Source organism: Geodermatophilus sp. SYSU D00758 (assembly GCF_054049955.1).
In genome coordinates this window covers 17,594-31,590 of record NZ_JBJGYK010000050.1, presented here as the reverse complement: position 1 = coordinate 31,590, position 13,997 = coordinate 17,594, and the positions used below count along the sequence as shown (strand labels likewise).

Here is a 13,997-nt window from a genome sequence, read left to right as displayed (position 1 = left end):
GCAGACCCCGCACGCCTGCACGTCGACGACGGCCTCACCGGGGCCCGGGTCGGGCACGATGATCGTCTCGACGGTGACCGGGGCTCCCTTGCTGCGGGCGACGACGCCCTTCACCTCGTAGGCCATGGCGGTGGATCTCCTCTCGCGGATGTGCGTACCGGACGCGGCAGCCTCCCTGCAGGGGCCGGCCGCGGCCCTCCTGCAGGGCCCCGCCGTGCGCTCGCGAACGGTGGGGGCAGGAGGGTCCTTCCACGGTGGGCCGGCGAGGTGCTTCCTCGACACCCCTTGACCGCGTCCGGCCGCCAGCCTACGGTGTTGCACGACTGATATACCAGTCTTTTGCTTCATCTCATGACAGAAGGGACTCCGGCATGGTCGTCCAGGTTGACGGAGCACCGCAGGCCTCGGCCGTTCCGGGCCGCGCGCTCGACCGGTCGCTGGCGGACACCGACCCGGAGGTCGCCGGAGCGATCGCCGCCGAGCTGAACCGGCAGCAGAGCACGCTGGAGATGATCGCCAGCGAGAACTTCGCCCCGGTGGCCGTCATGCAGGCCCAGGGCTCGGTGCTGACCAACAAGTACGCGGAGGGCTACCCGGGCCGGCGCTACTACGGCGGCTGCGAGCACGTCGACGTCGTCGAGCAGTTGGCCATCGACCGGCTCGAGGCGCTGTTCGGTGCGGAGTACGCCAACGTGCAGCCGCACTCGGGCGCGCAGGCCAACGCCGCGGCGATGTCCGCCCTGCTGGAGCCCGGCGACACCATCCTGGGTCTCGACCTGGCCCACGGTGGGCACCTGACCCACGGGATGAGGCTCAACTTCTCCGGCAAGCTCTACGACGTCGCCGCCTACCACGTGGGCCGCGAGGACCACCGGGTCGACATGGCCGAGGTGGAGAAGCTGGCGCTGGAGCGGCGGCCCAAGCTCATCGTGGCCGGCTGGTCGGCCTACCCCCGGCACCTGGACTTCGCCGAGTTCCGCCGGATCGCCGACGAGGTCGGGGCCTACCTGATGGTCGACATGGCGCACTTCGCCGGGCTCGTCGCCGCCGGGCTGCACCCCTCCCCGGTGCCGCACGCGCACGTGGTCACCTCGACCACCCACAAGACCCTGGGCGGCCCGCGCGGCGGGGTCATCCTGGCCACGGCGGACCTGGCCAAGAAGTTCAACTCGTCGGTGTTCCCCGGCCAGCAGGGCGGGCCGCTGGAGCACGTGATCGCCGCCAAGGCGGTGGCCTTCAAGCTGGCCGGGGAGCCGGCCTTCCGCGAGCGGCAGGAGCGCACCCTCGCCGGCGCCCGGATCCTGGCCGACCGGCTGCTGGCCGCCGACTCCCGCGAGGCGGGCATCGACGTGGTCAGCGGCGGCACCGACGTCCACCTCGTCCTCGTGGACCTGCGGGAGTCGGCGCTCGACGGCCGGCAGGCCGAGGACCGGCTGCACGCCATCGGCATCACCGTCAACCGCAACGCCGTGCCCTTCGACCCCCGCCCGCCGATGGTCAGCTCCGGGGTGCGCATCGGCACCCCCGCGCTGGCCGCCCGCGGCTTCGACCTCGACGACTTCGCCGAGGTGGCCGACGTGATCGCCGCCGCGCTGCGGCCCGAGGTGAGCGAGGAGCTGCTCGCCGAGCTCCGTACGAGGGTCACCCGGCTCGCCGAACGCCACCCGCTCTACCCCGACCTGACGGAGGTCCCCCGATGAGCCCCGGTTCCTCCCACGTCCCCCGCACCCCGGGCGCGGACCTGCCGGAGCACCCCGACTTCCTCTGGCGCGACGCGGAGCCGAAGCGCTCCTACGACGTGGTCATCGTCGGTGGCGGCGGGCACGGCCTGGCCACCGCGCACTACCTGGCGAAGAACCACGGCATCACGAACGTCGCGGTGCTGGAGAAGGGCTGGCTGGCCGGCGGCAACATGGCCCGCAACACCACGATCATCCGGTCCAACTACCTGTGGGACGAGAGCTCGGGCATCTACGAGCACGCGCTCAAGCTGTGGGAGGGGCTCGAGGAGGACCTCGGCTACCCGATCCTGTTCAGCCAGCGCGGCGTGCTCAACCTGGCCCACACCCTGCAGGACGTCCGTGACAGCGTGCGTCGGGTCGAGGCCAACAAGCTCAACGGCGTCGACGCGGAGTGGCTGGAGCCGGACGAGGTCCGCAAGGTCTGCCCGGTCGTCAACACCTCGACCGACATCCGCTACCCGGTCCTGGGGGCGACGTACCAGCCGCGCGCCGGCATCGCCAAGCACGACTACGTGGCCTGGGGCTTCGCCCGCCGCGCCGACGAGGCCGGGATCGACCTCGTCCAGGACTGCGAGGTCACCGGGTTCGCCACCGACGGCAACCGGGTCACCGGGGTGCAGACCACCCGCGGCACCATCGGCGCGGGCACCGTGGCCCTCTGCGCGGCGGGCCACACCTCCGTGCTCACCGACATGCTCGGCATCCGCGTGCCGATCCAGAGCCACCCGCTGCAGGCGCTGGTCTCCGAGCTGCTCGAGCCGGTGCACCCCACGGTGGTCATGTCCAACGCCGTCCACGTGTACGTCTCGCAGGCGCACAAGGGTGAGCTGGTCATGGGCGCCGGCGTCGACTCGTACAACGGCTACGGCCAGCGCGGCGCGTTCCACATCATCGAGCGCCAGATGGCCGCCGCCGTCGAGCTCTTTCCGGTGTTCGCGCGGGCGCACCTGCTGCGCACCTGGGGCGGCATCGTCGACACCAGCCCCGACGCCTCGCCGATCGTCGGGCGCACGCCCTACGACAACGTCTACCTCAACTGCGGCTGGGGCACCGGCGGGTTCAAGGCCACGCCCGGCATCGGCTCGGCCCTGGCGCACACCATCGCCCACGACGAGCCCCACCCGCTCGTGGCGCCGTTCAGCCTCGACCGGTTCGTCACCGGCGCGCTCGTCGACGAGCACGGCGCGGCCGCCGTGGCCCACTGACGCCCTCGCCCATCCACCCAGGAGTTCCCGTGCAACTCATCGCATGCCCGTGGTGCGGCCCCCGCGAGGAGGTCGAATTCCACTACGGCGGGCAGGCCCACGTCCCCTACCCGGACAACCCCGCCGAGCTCTCCGACGAGGAGTGGGCGCACTACGTCTTCTTCCGCGACAACCCCAAGGGCCGCTTCGCCGAGCGCTGGAACCACAGCGCCGGCTGCCGGCGCTGGTTCAACGCGATCCGCGACACCACCACCTACCGCTTCGAGAGCGTGTACCGCCTCGACGACCCGAAGCCGGGCGTGACCGAGCTCGCGAGGTCACGCGAGGGGAGGACAGCCCCGTGAGCACCCCCTTCCGCACCTCCGCGGGTGGTCGCATCGACCGCACCACCACCGTCGAGTTCACCTTCGACGGGCAGACCCTTCCCGGCCACCCCGGCGACACCCTGGCCTCGGCGCTGCTCGCCAACGGCCGGCACCAGGTCGCCACGAGCATCAAGCTCGGCCGGCCGCGCGGCATCGCCGCCGCCTGGGCCGAGGACCCGGGCGGCCTGGTGCAGATCGAGGAACCCTTCCCCGAGCCCATGCTGCTGGCCACCACCGTCGAGCTGTACGACGGCCTGGTCGCCCACGGCCTGCCGGGCCAGGGCCGCCTCGCCGACGTCCCCGACTCCGCCCGCTACGACGCGGTCCACCACCACGTGGACGTGCTCGTCGTGGGCGCCGGACCCGCGGGGCTGGCCGCCGCGCTCACGGCCGCCCGGTCCGGGGCTCGCGTCGCGCTCGTCGACGAGCAGTCCGAGGCCGGCGGTTCCCTGCTGTCGGGCACCGACCGGCTCGACGGGGCTCCGGCGCTGCAGTGGGTCGCCTCGGCGGTGGCGGAGCTGGCCGGCTCCCCGGAGGTGCTGCACCTGCAGCGCACCACCGCGTTCGGCAGCTACGACGACGGTTTCGTCCTGGCGCTCGAGCGGCGGACCGACCACCTCGGCGCCGCCGCGCCGCGCACCGTGTCCCGCCAGCGGGTCTGGCGCATCCGGGCACGGTCGGTCGTCCTCGCGACGGGGGCGCACGAGCGCCCGGTCGTCTTCGCCGACAACGACCGCCCGGGGATCATGCTCGCCGGCGCCGCCCGGACGTTCCTGCACCGCTACGGCGTGCTGCCCGGCCGCGAGGCCGTCGTGTTCACCACGAACGACAGCGCCTACGACGCCGCCCTCGACCTGCACCGCGCGGGGGTACGGGTGCAGGCGGTCGTCGACGCCCGGCCGGAGGGCTCGCCGCGCCGCGAGGAGTGCGAGCACGCCGGCATCCGCGTCCTGCCCGGTGCCGTCGTGTCCGGCACGCAGGGCGTCGAGCGGGTCACGCACGCCCTCGTCGCCCCGTTCGCGGACGGGGAGGTCGGCGCCGGCAGCGCGATCGGCTGCGACCTGCTCCTGGTCAGCGGGGGCTGGAACCCCGCGGTGCACCTGTACAGCCAGGCCCGCGGCCGGCTCCGCTACGACGAAGACCTCGGCGCGTTCCTCCCCGGGGAGGCGCTCGACGGCCTGACCGTCACCGGCTCGGCCGCCGGCGTGCTCGACCTGGCCGGGTGCCTGGCCGACGGGCAGCGCGGGACGCGCGCCGCGCTGTCGGCACTGGCGATCCCCCCGGCGGGGGAGGACCGGCTGCCCGCCACCCCGGACCCCGTCGTCCCGGCCGCGCCGCTGGTGCTGTGGCGGGTGCCGGACACCTCCGGCGCCGACGGCAGCACGTCGTTCGTCGACCTGCAGCGCGACGCGACGGTCGCCGACATCGCCCGGGCGGTCGGCGCCGGCCTGCGCTCCATGGAGCACGTCAAGCGGTACACGACGATCGGGACGGCGCACGACCAGGGCAAGACCTCCGGCGTCCTGACCTCGGGGATCGTCGCCGAGCTGCTGGGGGTCCCGGTGCAGGAGACCGGGACCACCACCTTCCGGCCGCCCTACACGCCGGTGGCCTTCGCCGCGCTGGCCGGCCGCGACCGCGGCCGGCTCTTCGACCCCGAGCGGGTCACCGCCCTGCACGAGTGGCACGGAGCGGCCGGGGCGGTCTTCGAGGACGTCGGCCAGTGGAAGCGTCCCCGGTACTACCCGCAGCCCGGCGAGGACATGGAGACCGCGGTCCTCCGCGAGTGCGCCGCGGCCCGCACCGGTGTCGGGCTCCTCGACGGCTCCACCCTCGGCAAGATCGACGTCCAGGGCCCGGACGCCGCCGTCCTCCTGGACCGGCTCTACACCAACCTGATGAGCAGCCTGAAGGTCGGCTCGGTCCGCTACGGGGTCATGTGCGGCGTCGACGGCATGGTCATCGACGACGGCACGGTGCTGCGCCTGGCCGAGGACCGCTTCCTCGTGCTCACCACCACCGGCGGCGCGGCGAAGATCCTCGACTGGATGGAGGAGTGGGCCCAGACCGAGTGGCCGGACCTGCGGGTCCACTGCACCTCGGTCACCGAGCAGTGGGTCACCTTCCCGGTCGTCGGCCCGCGCTCCCGCGACGTCGTCGGTGCCGTCTTCCCCGGCGTGGACGTCTCCGCCGAGGCGTTCCCGTTCATGACCTGGCGGGACACCACCCTCGAGGGCGTGCCGGTCCGGCTGGCCCGGATCAGCTTCTCCGGCGAGCTCGCCTACGAGGTCTACGTCAACCCCTGGTACGCGGTCGCGGTCTGGCAGCGGCTGCTCGAGGCCGGCCGCCCGTACGGCATCACGCCGTACGGCACGGAGACGATGCACGTCCTGCGCGCGGAGAAGGGCTACCCGATCATCGGGCAGGACACCGACGGCACCGTGACCCCGCACGACCTGGGCATGGCCTGGGCGGTGTCGAAGAAGAAGCCCGACTTCGTCGGCAAGCGGTCCTTCGCCCGCGTCGAGAACCAGAACCCGCTGCGCAAGCAGCTCGTCGGGCTGCTGCCCGTCGACCGGCGGACCGTGCTGCCGGAGGGCTCGCAGATCGTCGAGTACCGCGCCGACGGGCAGCTGCCGCCCCCGCCGGTCCCGATGCTGGGCCACGTCACCTCCAGCTACCGCAGCGCCGAGCTCGCCCGTCCCTTCGCCCTGGCACTGGTCAAGGGCGGCCGGGAGCGCATCGGCGAGACCGTCCACGTCCCCGTCAACGGCACCCTCGTCCCGGTCGAGGTCACCGGCTCGGTGCTGGTCGATCCCGAAGGAGCCCGCCGCGATGGCTGAGCTGCTGCGCACGCACCCGCTCGAGGGGTGGCGTACCGCGTTCGAGCGCCTGCCCGACACCGTCCGCGTCACCGCCGAGCCGTTCGTCGCGATGGCCGACGTCCGGCTGCGCACGGTCGACGCCGAGGCGTCCGCCGCGCTGGGCGTCGACCTGCCGACGGCGCCCAACACCTGGGTGCCGGCCGGGTCGGGGCGGGCCGTCTGGCTCGGCCCCGACGAGTGGCTGCTCACCAGCACCACCGAGGCGCCCGAGGAGCTCGAGGCCCGGGTCCGCGCCGCCGTCGTCGGCCTGGGCGGGGCGGCCACCGACGTCTCCGCCCAGCGGATCGGCCTGCGGCTGACCGGCGCCCGGGTGCGCGACGTCCTGGCCAAGGGCTGCTCGATCGACCTGCACCCGCGGGCCTTCGGTCGGGGGAGCAGCGCGCAGACGACGCTCGGCCAGGCCGGGATCGTGCTGCTGGCCCTGTCCGACAGCGGCGACGACGTCGTCGTCCTCGTCCGGTCCTCCTTCGCCGGCTACCTCGCCGACTGGCTGCTCGACGCGGCCCTCGAGTTCACCCCCACCCCCGACCGCTGACCGGCCCGCACGTCAGGAGCAGAGCAATGTCCACCACCCCTCGAGTGGTCATCATCGGAGCGGGGATCGTCGGCGCCAACCTGGCCGACGAGCTGACCGCCCGCGGCTGGGACCGCGTCACCGTGGTCGACCAGGGCCCCCTCCCGCTGACCGGGGGCTCCACCTCGCACGCCCCCGGGCTGGTCTTCCAGACCAACCCCTCCAGGACGATGACGGCGTTCGCCAGCTACACCGTCGAGAAGCTCCTGAGCATCGACGTCGACGGCGCCTGGTGCTTCAACCAGGTCGGCGGCCTCGAGGTCGCCACCACGCCGGAGCGGCTCGCCGACCTGCACCGCAAGCAGGGCTGGGCCACCTCCTGGGGCGTCGAGGCCCAGGTGGTCGACGTGGACGAGTGCGTGCGGCTGCACCCGCTGGTCGACCGCGACCGCATCCTCGGCGGCCTGCACATCCCCAGCGACGGCCTGGCCAAGGCCTCCCGGGCCGTCGTCGCGCTGGCCCGCCGCGCCGAGGCCCGGGGGGCCCGCTTCCAGGGCTCGACACGGGTGACCGGCATCGAGCAGACCGGCGGCCGGGTGACCGGCGTCCGGACCCCGGACGGCGTCATCCCCGCCGACGTCGTGGTCTCCTGCGCCGGCTTCTGGGGCCAGGAGCTCGGCGCGATGGTCGGGATGGACGTGCCGCTGCTGCCGCTGGCCCACCAGTTCGTCTGGACCGGCCAGGTGCCGGAGCTGGTCGGCCGCAACGACGAGCTGAGCGAGGCGAGCCTGCCGATCCTGCGCCACCAGGACCAGGACCTCTACTACCGGGAGCGCGCCGACCGCCTGGGCATCGGTTCCTACGCCCACCGGCCGATGCCGGTCGACCTGCGCGAGCTGCCCCAGGGGGACGGCGTCCGCGAGTCGTCGATGCCCTCGATGCTGCCCTTCACCGAGGAGGACTTCGCCCCGGCGTGGGAGCAGAGCCAGCTGCTGCTGCCCTCGCTGCGTTCGTCCAAGATCGACAGCGGCTTCAACGGCGTCTTCTCGTTCACCCCGGACGGCGGCCCGCTGATCGGCGAGTCCCGGGACGTGGCCGGCTTCTGGATCGCCGAGGCGGTCTGGGTGACCCACTCGGCGGGGGTGGCCCGGTCGGTGGCCCAGCTGCTCGTCGACGGGCGCAGCGAGGTCGACCTGCACGGCTGCGACGTGCACCGCTTCGAGGACGTCCAGCTCGCCCCGGAGTACGTCAGCGAGACCTCGCAGCAGAACTTCGTGGAGGTCTACGACGTGATCCACCCGCTGGAGCCGCGGCTGTCGCCGCGCGACCTGCGGGTCAGCCCCTTCCACGACCGTCAGCAGGAGCTCGGCGCGGTCTTCCTCGAGGCCGCCGGCTGGGAGCGGCCGCACTGGTACGAGGCCAACGCGCACCTGGTGGACGAGCTGCCCGCCGAGTGGGTGCCGCCCGGGCGCGACGCGTGGGCGGGGCGGTTCTGGTCCCCGATCGCGGCCGCCGAGGCGTGGAAGACCCGCACCGCCGTGGCCATGTACGACATGACGCCGCTCAAGCGGCTCGAGGTCAGCGGGCCCGGCGCCCTGGCGCTCCTTCAGCGGCTGACGACCGGGGAGATGGACAAGTCCGTCGGGTCGGTGACCTACACGCTCGCCCTCGACGAGGCCGGCGGCATCCGCAGCGACCTCACCGTCGCCCGGCTGGGGGAGCAGCTGTTCCAGGTCGGCGCGAACGGCCCCCTCGACCACGACCACCTGCTCCGCGAGGCGCCGGACGACGGCAGCGTGCAGGTCCGCGACATCACCGGCGGCACGTGCTGCATCGGCCTGTGGGGCCCCCGGGCCCGCGACCTCGTGCAGCGGCTCAGCGCGGACGACTTCTCCAACGACGGGCTGAAGTACTTCCGCGCGAAGCGGGCCCGGATCGGCGGGGTGCCGGTCACGGCGATGCGGCTGTCCTACGTCGGCGAGCTCGGCTGGGAGCTCTACACGAGCGCCGACAACGGCCGGCGGCTGTGGGACGTGCTGTGGCGTGCCGGCCAGGACCTCGGGGTGATCGCGGCGGGCCGCGCGGCCTTCAACAGCCTGCGGCTGGAGAAGGGCTACCGCGCCTGGGGCCACGACATGACCACCGAGCACGACCCCTACGAGGCCGGCCTCGGCTTCGCCGTGCGGAAGCAGAAGACGGCCGACTTCGTCGGGCGGGACGCCCTCGCCGAAGTCGGCGACGACACGGTGAGCCGCCGGCTGTCCTGCCTGACGATCGACGACGGCCGCAGCGTCGTCCTCGGCCACGAGCCGGTGTTCGTCGACGGCCGCCCGGCCGGCTACGTGACCAGCGCGGCCTTCGGGCACACCGTCGGCCGGCCGATCGCCTACGCCTGGCTGCCGGCCTCGGCGACCGTCGGGACAGGCGTCGAGATCGACTACTTCGGCACCCGCGTCCCCGCCACCGTCACCGCCGAGCCGCTCGTCGACCCGGAGATGACCCGGCTCCGCGGCTGAGTCAAGGACCCCCTTGCCCCCCGCCACTCGCAGGCTCGCGGCGGGACCCTGCAAGGGGGCCGCCACCAACCGCCGGACCGGCGGGCGACCCCGACCACCCCCGGGGCCGTCCGCCCGCGCCCTCGCCCACCCCCGGAGGACCCCCCATGCGCACCGACACCATCGAGACGTTCCTGGAGCAGCTCGCCGCCAGGGTGCCCGCCCCGGGAGGCGGCGCCACCGCCGCGCTGCACGCGGCCCAGGCCGCCGCCCTGGTGGCGATGGTCGCCCGCTACAGCGACTCGGCGAAGTACGCCGACCACGCCGAGGAGATCGCCACCGTCACGGCCACCGCCGACCGGCTGCGTCAGAACGCGGTGGGCCTGGCCGAGGAGGACGCCGCGGCCTTCACCGCGGTCACCGAGGCCTACCGGCTCCCCAAGGGGACAGATGACGAGTCGGCCACGCGGTCGGAGGCCATCGCGAGGGCCCTGGTCGCGGCCGCGAACGTGCCGGCGATCGTCGTCGTCGTCGCCGAGCAGGTCCTGGACCTGGCCGAGCAGCTCCTGCCGATCGGCAACCGCAACGTGATCACCGACGTCGCCGCGGCCGCCGAGGCCGCCCGGGCCGCGGCCACGACGGCCCGGGTCAACGTGGAGGTCAACCTGGGCGGCATCACGGACGCGGCGGTCTGGGGGGAGCTCGCAGCGGTGGTCGACACCGTCGACGACCTCGTCCTCCGCGCGGAGAAGGTCACCGCCGCCGTCCGGGACGGGCTGGTCCGGTGACCGCGACGTTGAGCGGTACCGAGCTGGCCGCGGGCATCCGCGCGGAGGTCGCCGCCGCGGCCGCGGACCTGGCCGCCGCCGGGACGCCGCCCCGGCTGGCCGTGGTCGTCGCGACGGCCGACGAGTCCAGCGCCTGGTACGTCCGCTCCATCGCCCGGGCCGCCGAGCGGACCGGCATCGCCTGCACCGTGGTCGCCCTCGGGGAGACGGCGACGCCGGACCGGATCCGCGCCGAGCTGGCCGCGCTGAGCGCGGACCCCACCGTGCACGGCATCATCCTGCAGACCCCGCTGCCGGCCGACGCCGTCCTCGAGGACCTCGCCGCGTCGATCGACCCGGCCAAGGACGTCGACGGCGCCAACCCGCTCAGCCTGGGCCGGCTGGCCGCGGGCCTGCCCGCCTTCCCGCCGGCGACCGCGGAAGCGGTGCTCGCGCTCCTGGACCACCACTGCGTCCCGCTGTCCGGTGCGCACGCGGTCGTGGTCGGGCGGTCCACCGTCGTCGGCAAGCCGGCGGCCCACCTGCTGCTGCAGCGGGACGCGACCGTGACCGTCTGCCACAGCCGCTCCAAGGATCTGGCCGCGGTCACCCGGTCGGCGGACGTGCTCGTCGCGGCGGTCGGGCGGCCGGAGCTCCTCACGAGCGAGCACGTCGCCGAGGACGCGGTCGTCATCGACGTCGGGACCAACCCGACGCCCGACGGCGGACTGGTCGGCGACGTCGACGCCGGCTCGGTCGCCGGACGCGCCGCGGGGCTGACACCGGTTCCCGGCGGGGTCGGCCCGGTCACCACGGCACTGCTCCTGCAGCACACGGTCTCCTCCGCGCGCGACGGAGCACTTCCATGACCGGCACGGCGTTGGCCGACCGCCCGCCCGTGGACACGCGCAACTCGACGCACCCCCTCGGCCGGGTGCTCCGCGCGGGTCGGCCGCTGGTCTGCGGCATCCTCAACGTCACCCCCGACTCCTTCTCCGACGGCGGGTTGTTCGACAGCCTCGAGCGAGCCGTGGAGCACGGGCGAGGCCTGGCCGCCGAGGGAGCCGATCTCATCGACATCGGCGGGGAGTCGACCCGACCCGGCTCACGCCCGCCGACCCTCGCCGAGGAGCTCGACCGCGTCGTCCCGGTGGTCGAGGTCCTGGCCCGGCAGGTCCCCGTCCCGCTCTCGGTGGACACCTCCCGCCCCGAGGTGATGCGGGCCGCGGTGGCCGCCGGGGCGAGCATGGTCAACGACGTCCGGGCGCTGCAACGGCCGGGCGCCCTGGAGGCGGCCGCGCAGCTCGGCGTGCCGGTGTGCCTCGTGCACATGCAGCGCTCGCCGGAGACCATGCAGGAGGACCCGCGCTACCGGGACGTCGTCACCGACGTCCGCGCCTTCCTCGCCGGGCGCATCGGTGCCTGCCTCGACGCCGGCGTCCGCCCCGAGCACGTGGTGGTCGACCCGGGGTTCGGGTTCGGCAAGACGCTGTCGCACAACGTCGCGCTCCTGGCGTCGCTGGACGCGTTCACCGGCCTGGGTGTCCCGGTCATGGTGGGGCTGTCCCGCAAGTCGATGCTCGGGCAGCTGACCGGGCGGACCGTGGGGGACCGGCTGCCCGGATCGCTGGCCGCGGCGCTCGCCGCGGTCCAGCGAGGAGCCTCCGTGCTCCGCGTGCACGACGTCGCGGCGACGCGGGACGTCCTGACGGTCCTGGACGCCCTCGGCCCCGTGTAACCGGCCGGCGGCCTGGTGACGTGCCGGAACGGCTCCCCTGCAGGGTCCCGCGGCGAGCGTGCGAGCGGTGGGGGGCAGGGGGCTCTCTGTCAGATCACCGCGCGGATCGCCTGCTCGAACCCCAGGACGTGCTCGCGGGCGAGGTCGTCGGCCCGGTCGGCGTCGCCGGCGGCGATCGCCCGGAGCAGCTCCACGTGCTCGCCGACGTGCTCGTCCACCGTGGGCAGGCGGTCGAGGAACAGGCAGAAGATCCGCGTCGCGAGGTTGTCGTAGCGGATGAGGACGTCCTCCAGGTGGGGGTTGCCGGCCGCCCGGTAGATGGCCCGGTGCACGGCGAGATCCCAGCGCATGAGCTCGGTCTGGTCGGTCTGCGCGACGTCCAGGTGCTGGATGCGCGAGGCCAGCTCCTCGAGCTCGGCATGCCCCGTGCGGGCGGCCCGCTCGGCGGCACGGCGGGCCGCCAGCGGCTCGAGCTGCGCGCGGATGTCGGAGATGTGCGCGAGGTCGGAGATGTCCATCCCGGTCGCGAAGGTCCCTCGCCGCGGGTAGGACACCACGAGCCGGTCGCCCTCCAGACGCTTCAGCGCCTCGCGGACCGGTGTCCGGCCCACGCCGAGGTCCTTGGCCAGGGCGTCGTCGTCGATCGGGTCGCCCGGTCGGATGTCGAGCATGATCAGCCGGTCCCGGATCGCCACGTAGGCCCTGTCCGCCAGGGACGTGGCAGCCGACGGGTCCAGATCCAGCGGTGCGGCGGTCACCAGCAGATCGTAGAGGTTGTCGGCCAACGGGTCTTGCCTCTTCAGAGGGATCGACATACCGTCACTCTACATCTGATATACCAACTGTGTATCTGCTTCGCGGTTGGTGTCGGGGTCGCACACCGACGGGGGAGAGGGAGGCACGGGTGACCATCAGCGCCTTCGACCTGTTCAAGGTGGGGATCGGCCCGTCCAGCTCGCACACCGTCGGTCCCATGCGGGCCGCCGCCACCTTCGTCTCGCGCCTGTCCGAGCAGGGGTTGCTCGGGCGGGTGGCCGGCGTCCGGTGCGAGCTGTTCGGCTCCCTCGGCGCCACCGGGCACGGGCACGGCAGCGTCAAGGCCGTCGTCCTCGGCCTCGAGGGCGAGCAGCCCGACCTCGTCGACCCCGTCGCGGCCGGACCACGGGTCGACACCGTCCGCCGCGAGGGCAAGCTGGCCCTGGCCGGCGAGCACGTCGTCGCCTTCTCCGTGGACGACGACGTCGTGCTGCACCGGCGCAAGCGGCTGGACTTCCACAGCAACGGCATGCGCTTCCGGGCCCTGGACGCGGGCGGTGACGAGGTCGACCGGCGCGAGTACTACTCGGTGGGTGGCGGGTTCGTCCTCGACGAGGACGACGCCGGCAACCCTGTCGTCGTCGAGGACAGCACGCCCGTGCGGTACCCCTTCCGCACCGGCGAGGAGCTGCTGGCCCGGACGCGCGAGACGGGGCTGCGGATCAGCGACGTGATGCTGGCCAACGAGCTGGCCTGGCGCAGCGAGGCGGAGGTCCGCGCCGGGCTGCTGCACATCTGGTCGGTCATGCAGGAGTGCGTGGCGCGCGGCACCCGGACCCCCGGCGTCCTGCCCGGCGGGCTCAAGGTCCGCCGGCGCGCGGCCGCGCTGCGCGCCCAGCTGGAGGCCCACCCGGACGAGGCCGACCCGCTGCGCGCGATGGAGTGGGTCACCCTCTACGCCCTCGCGGTCAACGAGGAGAACGCGGCCGGCGGGCGGGTGGTCACCGCCCCGACGAACGGCGCGGCCGGGATCGTGCCGGCCGTCCTGCACTACTACCGCGACTTCGTGGGCTCGTGCTCCGAGGACGGGGTGGTGCGGTTCCTGCTCACCGCCGCTGCGATCGGGCTGCTGTTCAAGGAGAACGCCTCGATCTCCGGGGCGGAGGTCGGCTGCCAGGGCGAGGTCGGCTCGGCCTGCTCCATGGCCGCCGCCGGGCTGGCCGAGGTCCTCGGCGGGACGCCGGAGCAGGTGGAGAACGCCGCCGAGATCGGCATCGAGCACAACCTCGGGCTCACCTGCGACCCGGTCGGCGGGCTGGTGCAGATCCCCTGCATCGAGCGCAACGCCGTCGGCTCGGTCAAGGCGATCACCGCGGCGCGCATGGCCGTCCGCGGCGACGGCCGGCACCACGTCCCGCTCGACAAGGCGATCAAGACGATGCGCGAGACCGGTGCGGACATGAAGGACAAGTACAAGGAGACCGCCCGTGGCGGGCTGGCGCTCAACATCGTCGAGTGCTGAGGAGGCAC

The 13,997-nt window shown here is 73.8% G+C and carries 11 protein-coding genes; 10 read left to right on the top strand and 1 reads right to left on the bottom strand.

The genetic code is table 11. The annotated features are described in order from the left end of the window. Positions 1–371: 371 nt before the first annotated feature. From glyA to folP, 9 genes are all read left to right on the top strand, one after another. Positions 372–1,700, top strand: coding sequence for a serine hydroxymethyltransferase (gene glyA, locus ACI8AC_RS22505; protein WP_456900079.1), 1,329 nt, complete (start codon positions 372–374; stop codon positions 1,698–1,700). Continuing rightward, the gene (locus tag ACI8AC_RS22500; RefSeq protein ID WP_456900078.1) at positions 1,697–2,947 is read left to right on the top strand and encodes a sarcosine oxidase subunit beta family protein; all 1,251 of its coding nucleotides are present in this window, start codon (positions 1,697–1,699) and stop codon (positions 2,945–2,947) included. The genes glyA and ACI8AC_RS22500 overlap by 4 nt, the downstream gene beginning before the upstream one ends. A 29-nt stretch (positions 2,948–2,976) precedes the next feature. Further along, a complete protein-coding gene (locus tag ACI8AC_RS22495) occupies positions 2,977–3,291 on the top strand; it encodes a sarcosine oxidase subunit delta (RefSeq protein ID WP_456900077.1) in 315 nt (104 codons plus the stop codon). Next, on the top strand, positions 3,288–6,155 hold the full coding sequence (locus tag ACI8AC_RS22490) for a 2Fe-2S iron-sulfur cluster-binding protein (RefSeq protein WP_456900076.1): 2,868 nt from the start codon (positions 3,288–3,290) through the stop codon (positions 6,153–6,155). The genes ACI8AC_RS22495 and ACI8AC_RS22490 overlap by 4 nt, the downstream gene beginning before the upstream one ends. Further along, positions 6,148–6,732: a sarcosine oxidase subunit gamma gene (locus tag ACI8AC_RS22485; RefSeq protein WP_456900075.1), complete on the top strand. Its 585-nt coding sequence runs from the start codon at positions 6,148–6,150 to the stop codon at positions 6,730–6,732. Before ACI8AC_RS22490 ends, ACI8AC_RS22485 begins: the two co-directional genes overlap by 8 nt. A 26-nt stretch (positions 6,733–6,758) precedes the next feature. Continuing rightward, entirely contained in the window at positions 6,759–9,227 is a 2,469-nt protein-coding gene (locus tag ACI8AC_RS22480; RefSeq protein ID WP_456900074.1) for a GcvT family protein, read from the top strand. 146 nt (positions 9,228–9,373) lie between these two features. After that, the gene (locus ACI8AC_RS22475; RefSeq protein ID WP_456900073.1) at positions 9,374–9,994 is read left to right on the top strand and encodes a cyclodeaminase/cyclohydrolase family protein; all 621 of its coding nucleotides are present in this window, start codon (positions 9,374–9,376) and stop codon (positions 9,992–9,994) included. Then, positions 9,991–10,842: a bifunctional 5,10-methylenetetrahydrofolate dehydrogenase/5,10-methenyltetrahydrofolate cyclohydrolase gene (locus ACI8AC_RS22470; protein ID WP_456900072.1), complete on the top strand. Its 852-nt coding sequence runs from the start codon at positions 9,991–9,993 to the stop codon at positions 10,840–10,842. Before ACI8AC_RS22475 ends, ACI8AC_RS22470 begins: the two co-directional genes overlap by 4 nt. Then, complete coding sequence (gene folP / locus ACI8AC_RS22465) at positions 10,839–11,711, top strand: dihydropteroate synthase (protein ID WP_456900071.1); 873 nt, start codon at positions 10,839–10,841, stop codon at positions 11,709–11,711. Before ACI8AC_RS22470 ends, folP begins: the two co-directional genes overlap by 4 nt. An 89-nt stretch (positions 11,712–11,800) precedes the next feature. Here the strand turns inward: folP and ACI8AC_RS22460 are convergent, their stop codons facing one another. Further along, positions 11,801–12,526 (bottom strand): GntR family transcriptional regulator, encoded by a 726-nt coding sequence (locus ACI8AC_RS22460; RefSeq protein ID WP_456900070.1) that lies wholly within the window; start codon positions 12,524–12,526, stop codon positions 11,801–11,803. Positions 12,527–12,615: 89 nt separating this feature from the next. Between ACI8AC_RS22460 and ACI8AC_RS22455 the strand changes: the two genes are divergently transcribed. Next, positions 12,616–13,989 carry an L-serine ammonia-lyase gene (locus ACI8AC_RS22455; protein ID WP_456900069.1) on the top strand — a complete coding sequence of 458 codons (1,374 nt, stop codon included), beginning with the start codon at positions 12,616–12,618 and terminating at the stop codon, positions 13,987–13,989. Positions 13,990–13,997 lie beyond the last annotated feature (8 nt).

Coding starts and splice junctions, on each gene's coding strand:
- ACI8AC_RS22475 (WP_456900073.1), top strand. CDS start 9,374: ATGCGCACCGACACCATCGAGACGTTCCTGGAGCAGCTCGCCGCCAGG.
- ACI8AC_RS22460 (WP_456900070.1), bottom strand. CDS start 12,526: ATGTCGATCCCTCTGAAGAGGCAAGACCCGTTGGCCGACAACCTCTAC.
- ACI8AC_RS22485 (WP_456900075.1), top strand. CDS start 6,148: ATGGCTGAGCTGCTGCGCACGCACCCGCTCGAGGGGTGGCGTACCGCG.
- ACI8AC_RS22500 (WP_456900078.1), top strand. CDS start 1,697: ATGAGCCCCGGTTCCTCCCACGTCCCCCGCACCCCGGGCGCGGACCTG.
- ACI8AC_RS22480 (WP_456900074.1), top strand. CDS start 6,759: ATGTCCACCACCCCTCGAGTGGTCATCATCGGAGCGGGGATCGTCGGC.
- glyA (WP_456900079.1), top strand. CDS start 372: ATGGTCGTCCAGGTTGACGGAGCACCGCAGGCCTCGGCCGTTCCGGGC.
- folP (WP_456900071.1), top strand. CDS start 10,839: ATGACCGGCACGGCGTTGGCCGACCGCCCGCCCGTGGACACGCGCAAC.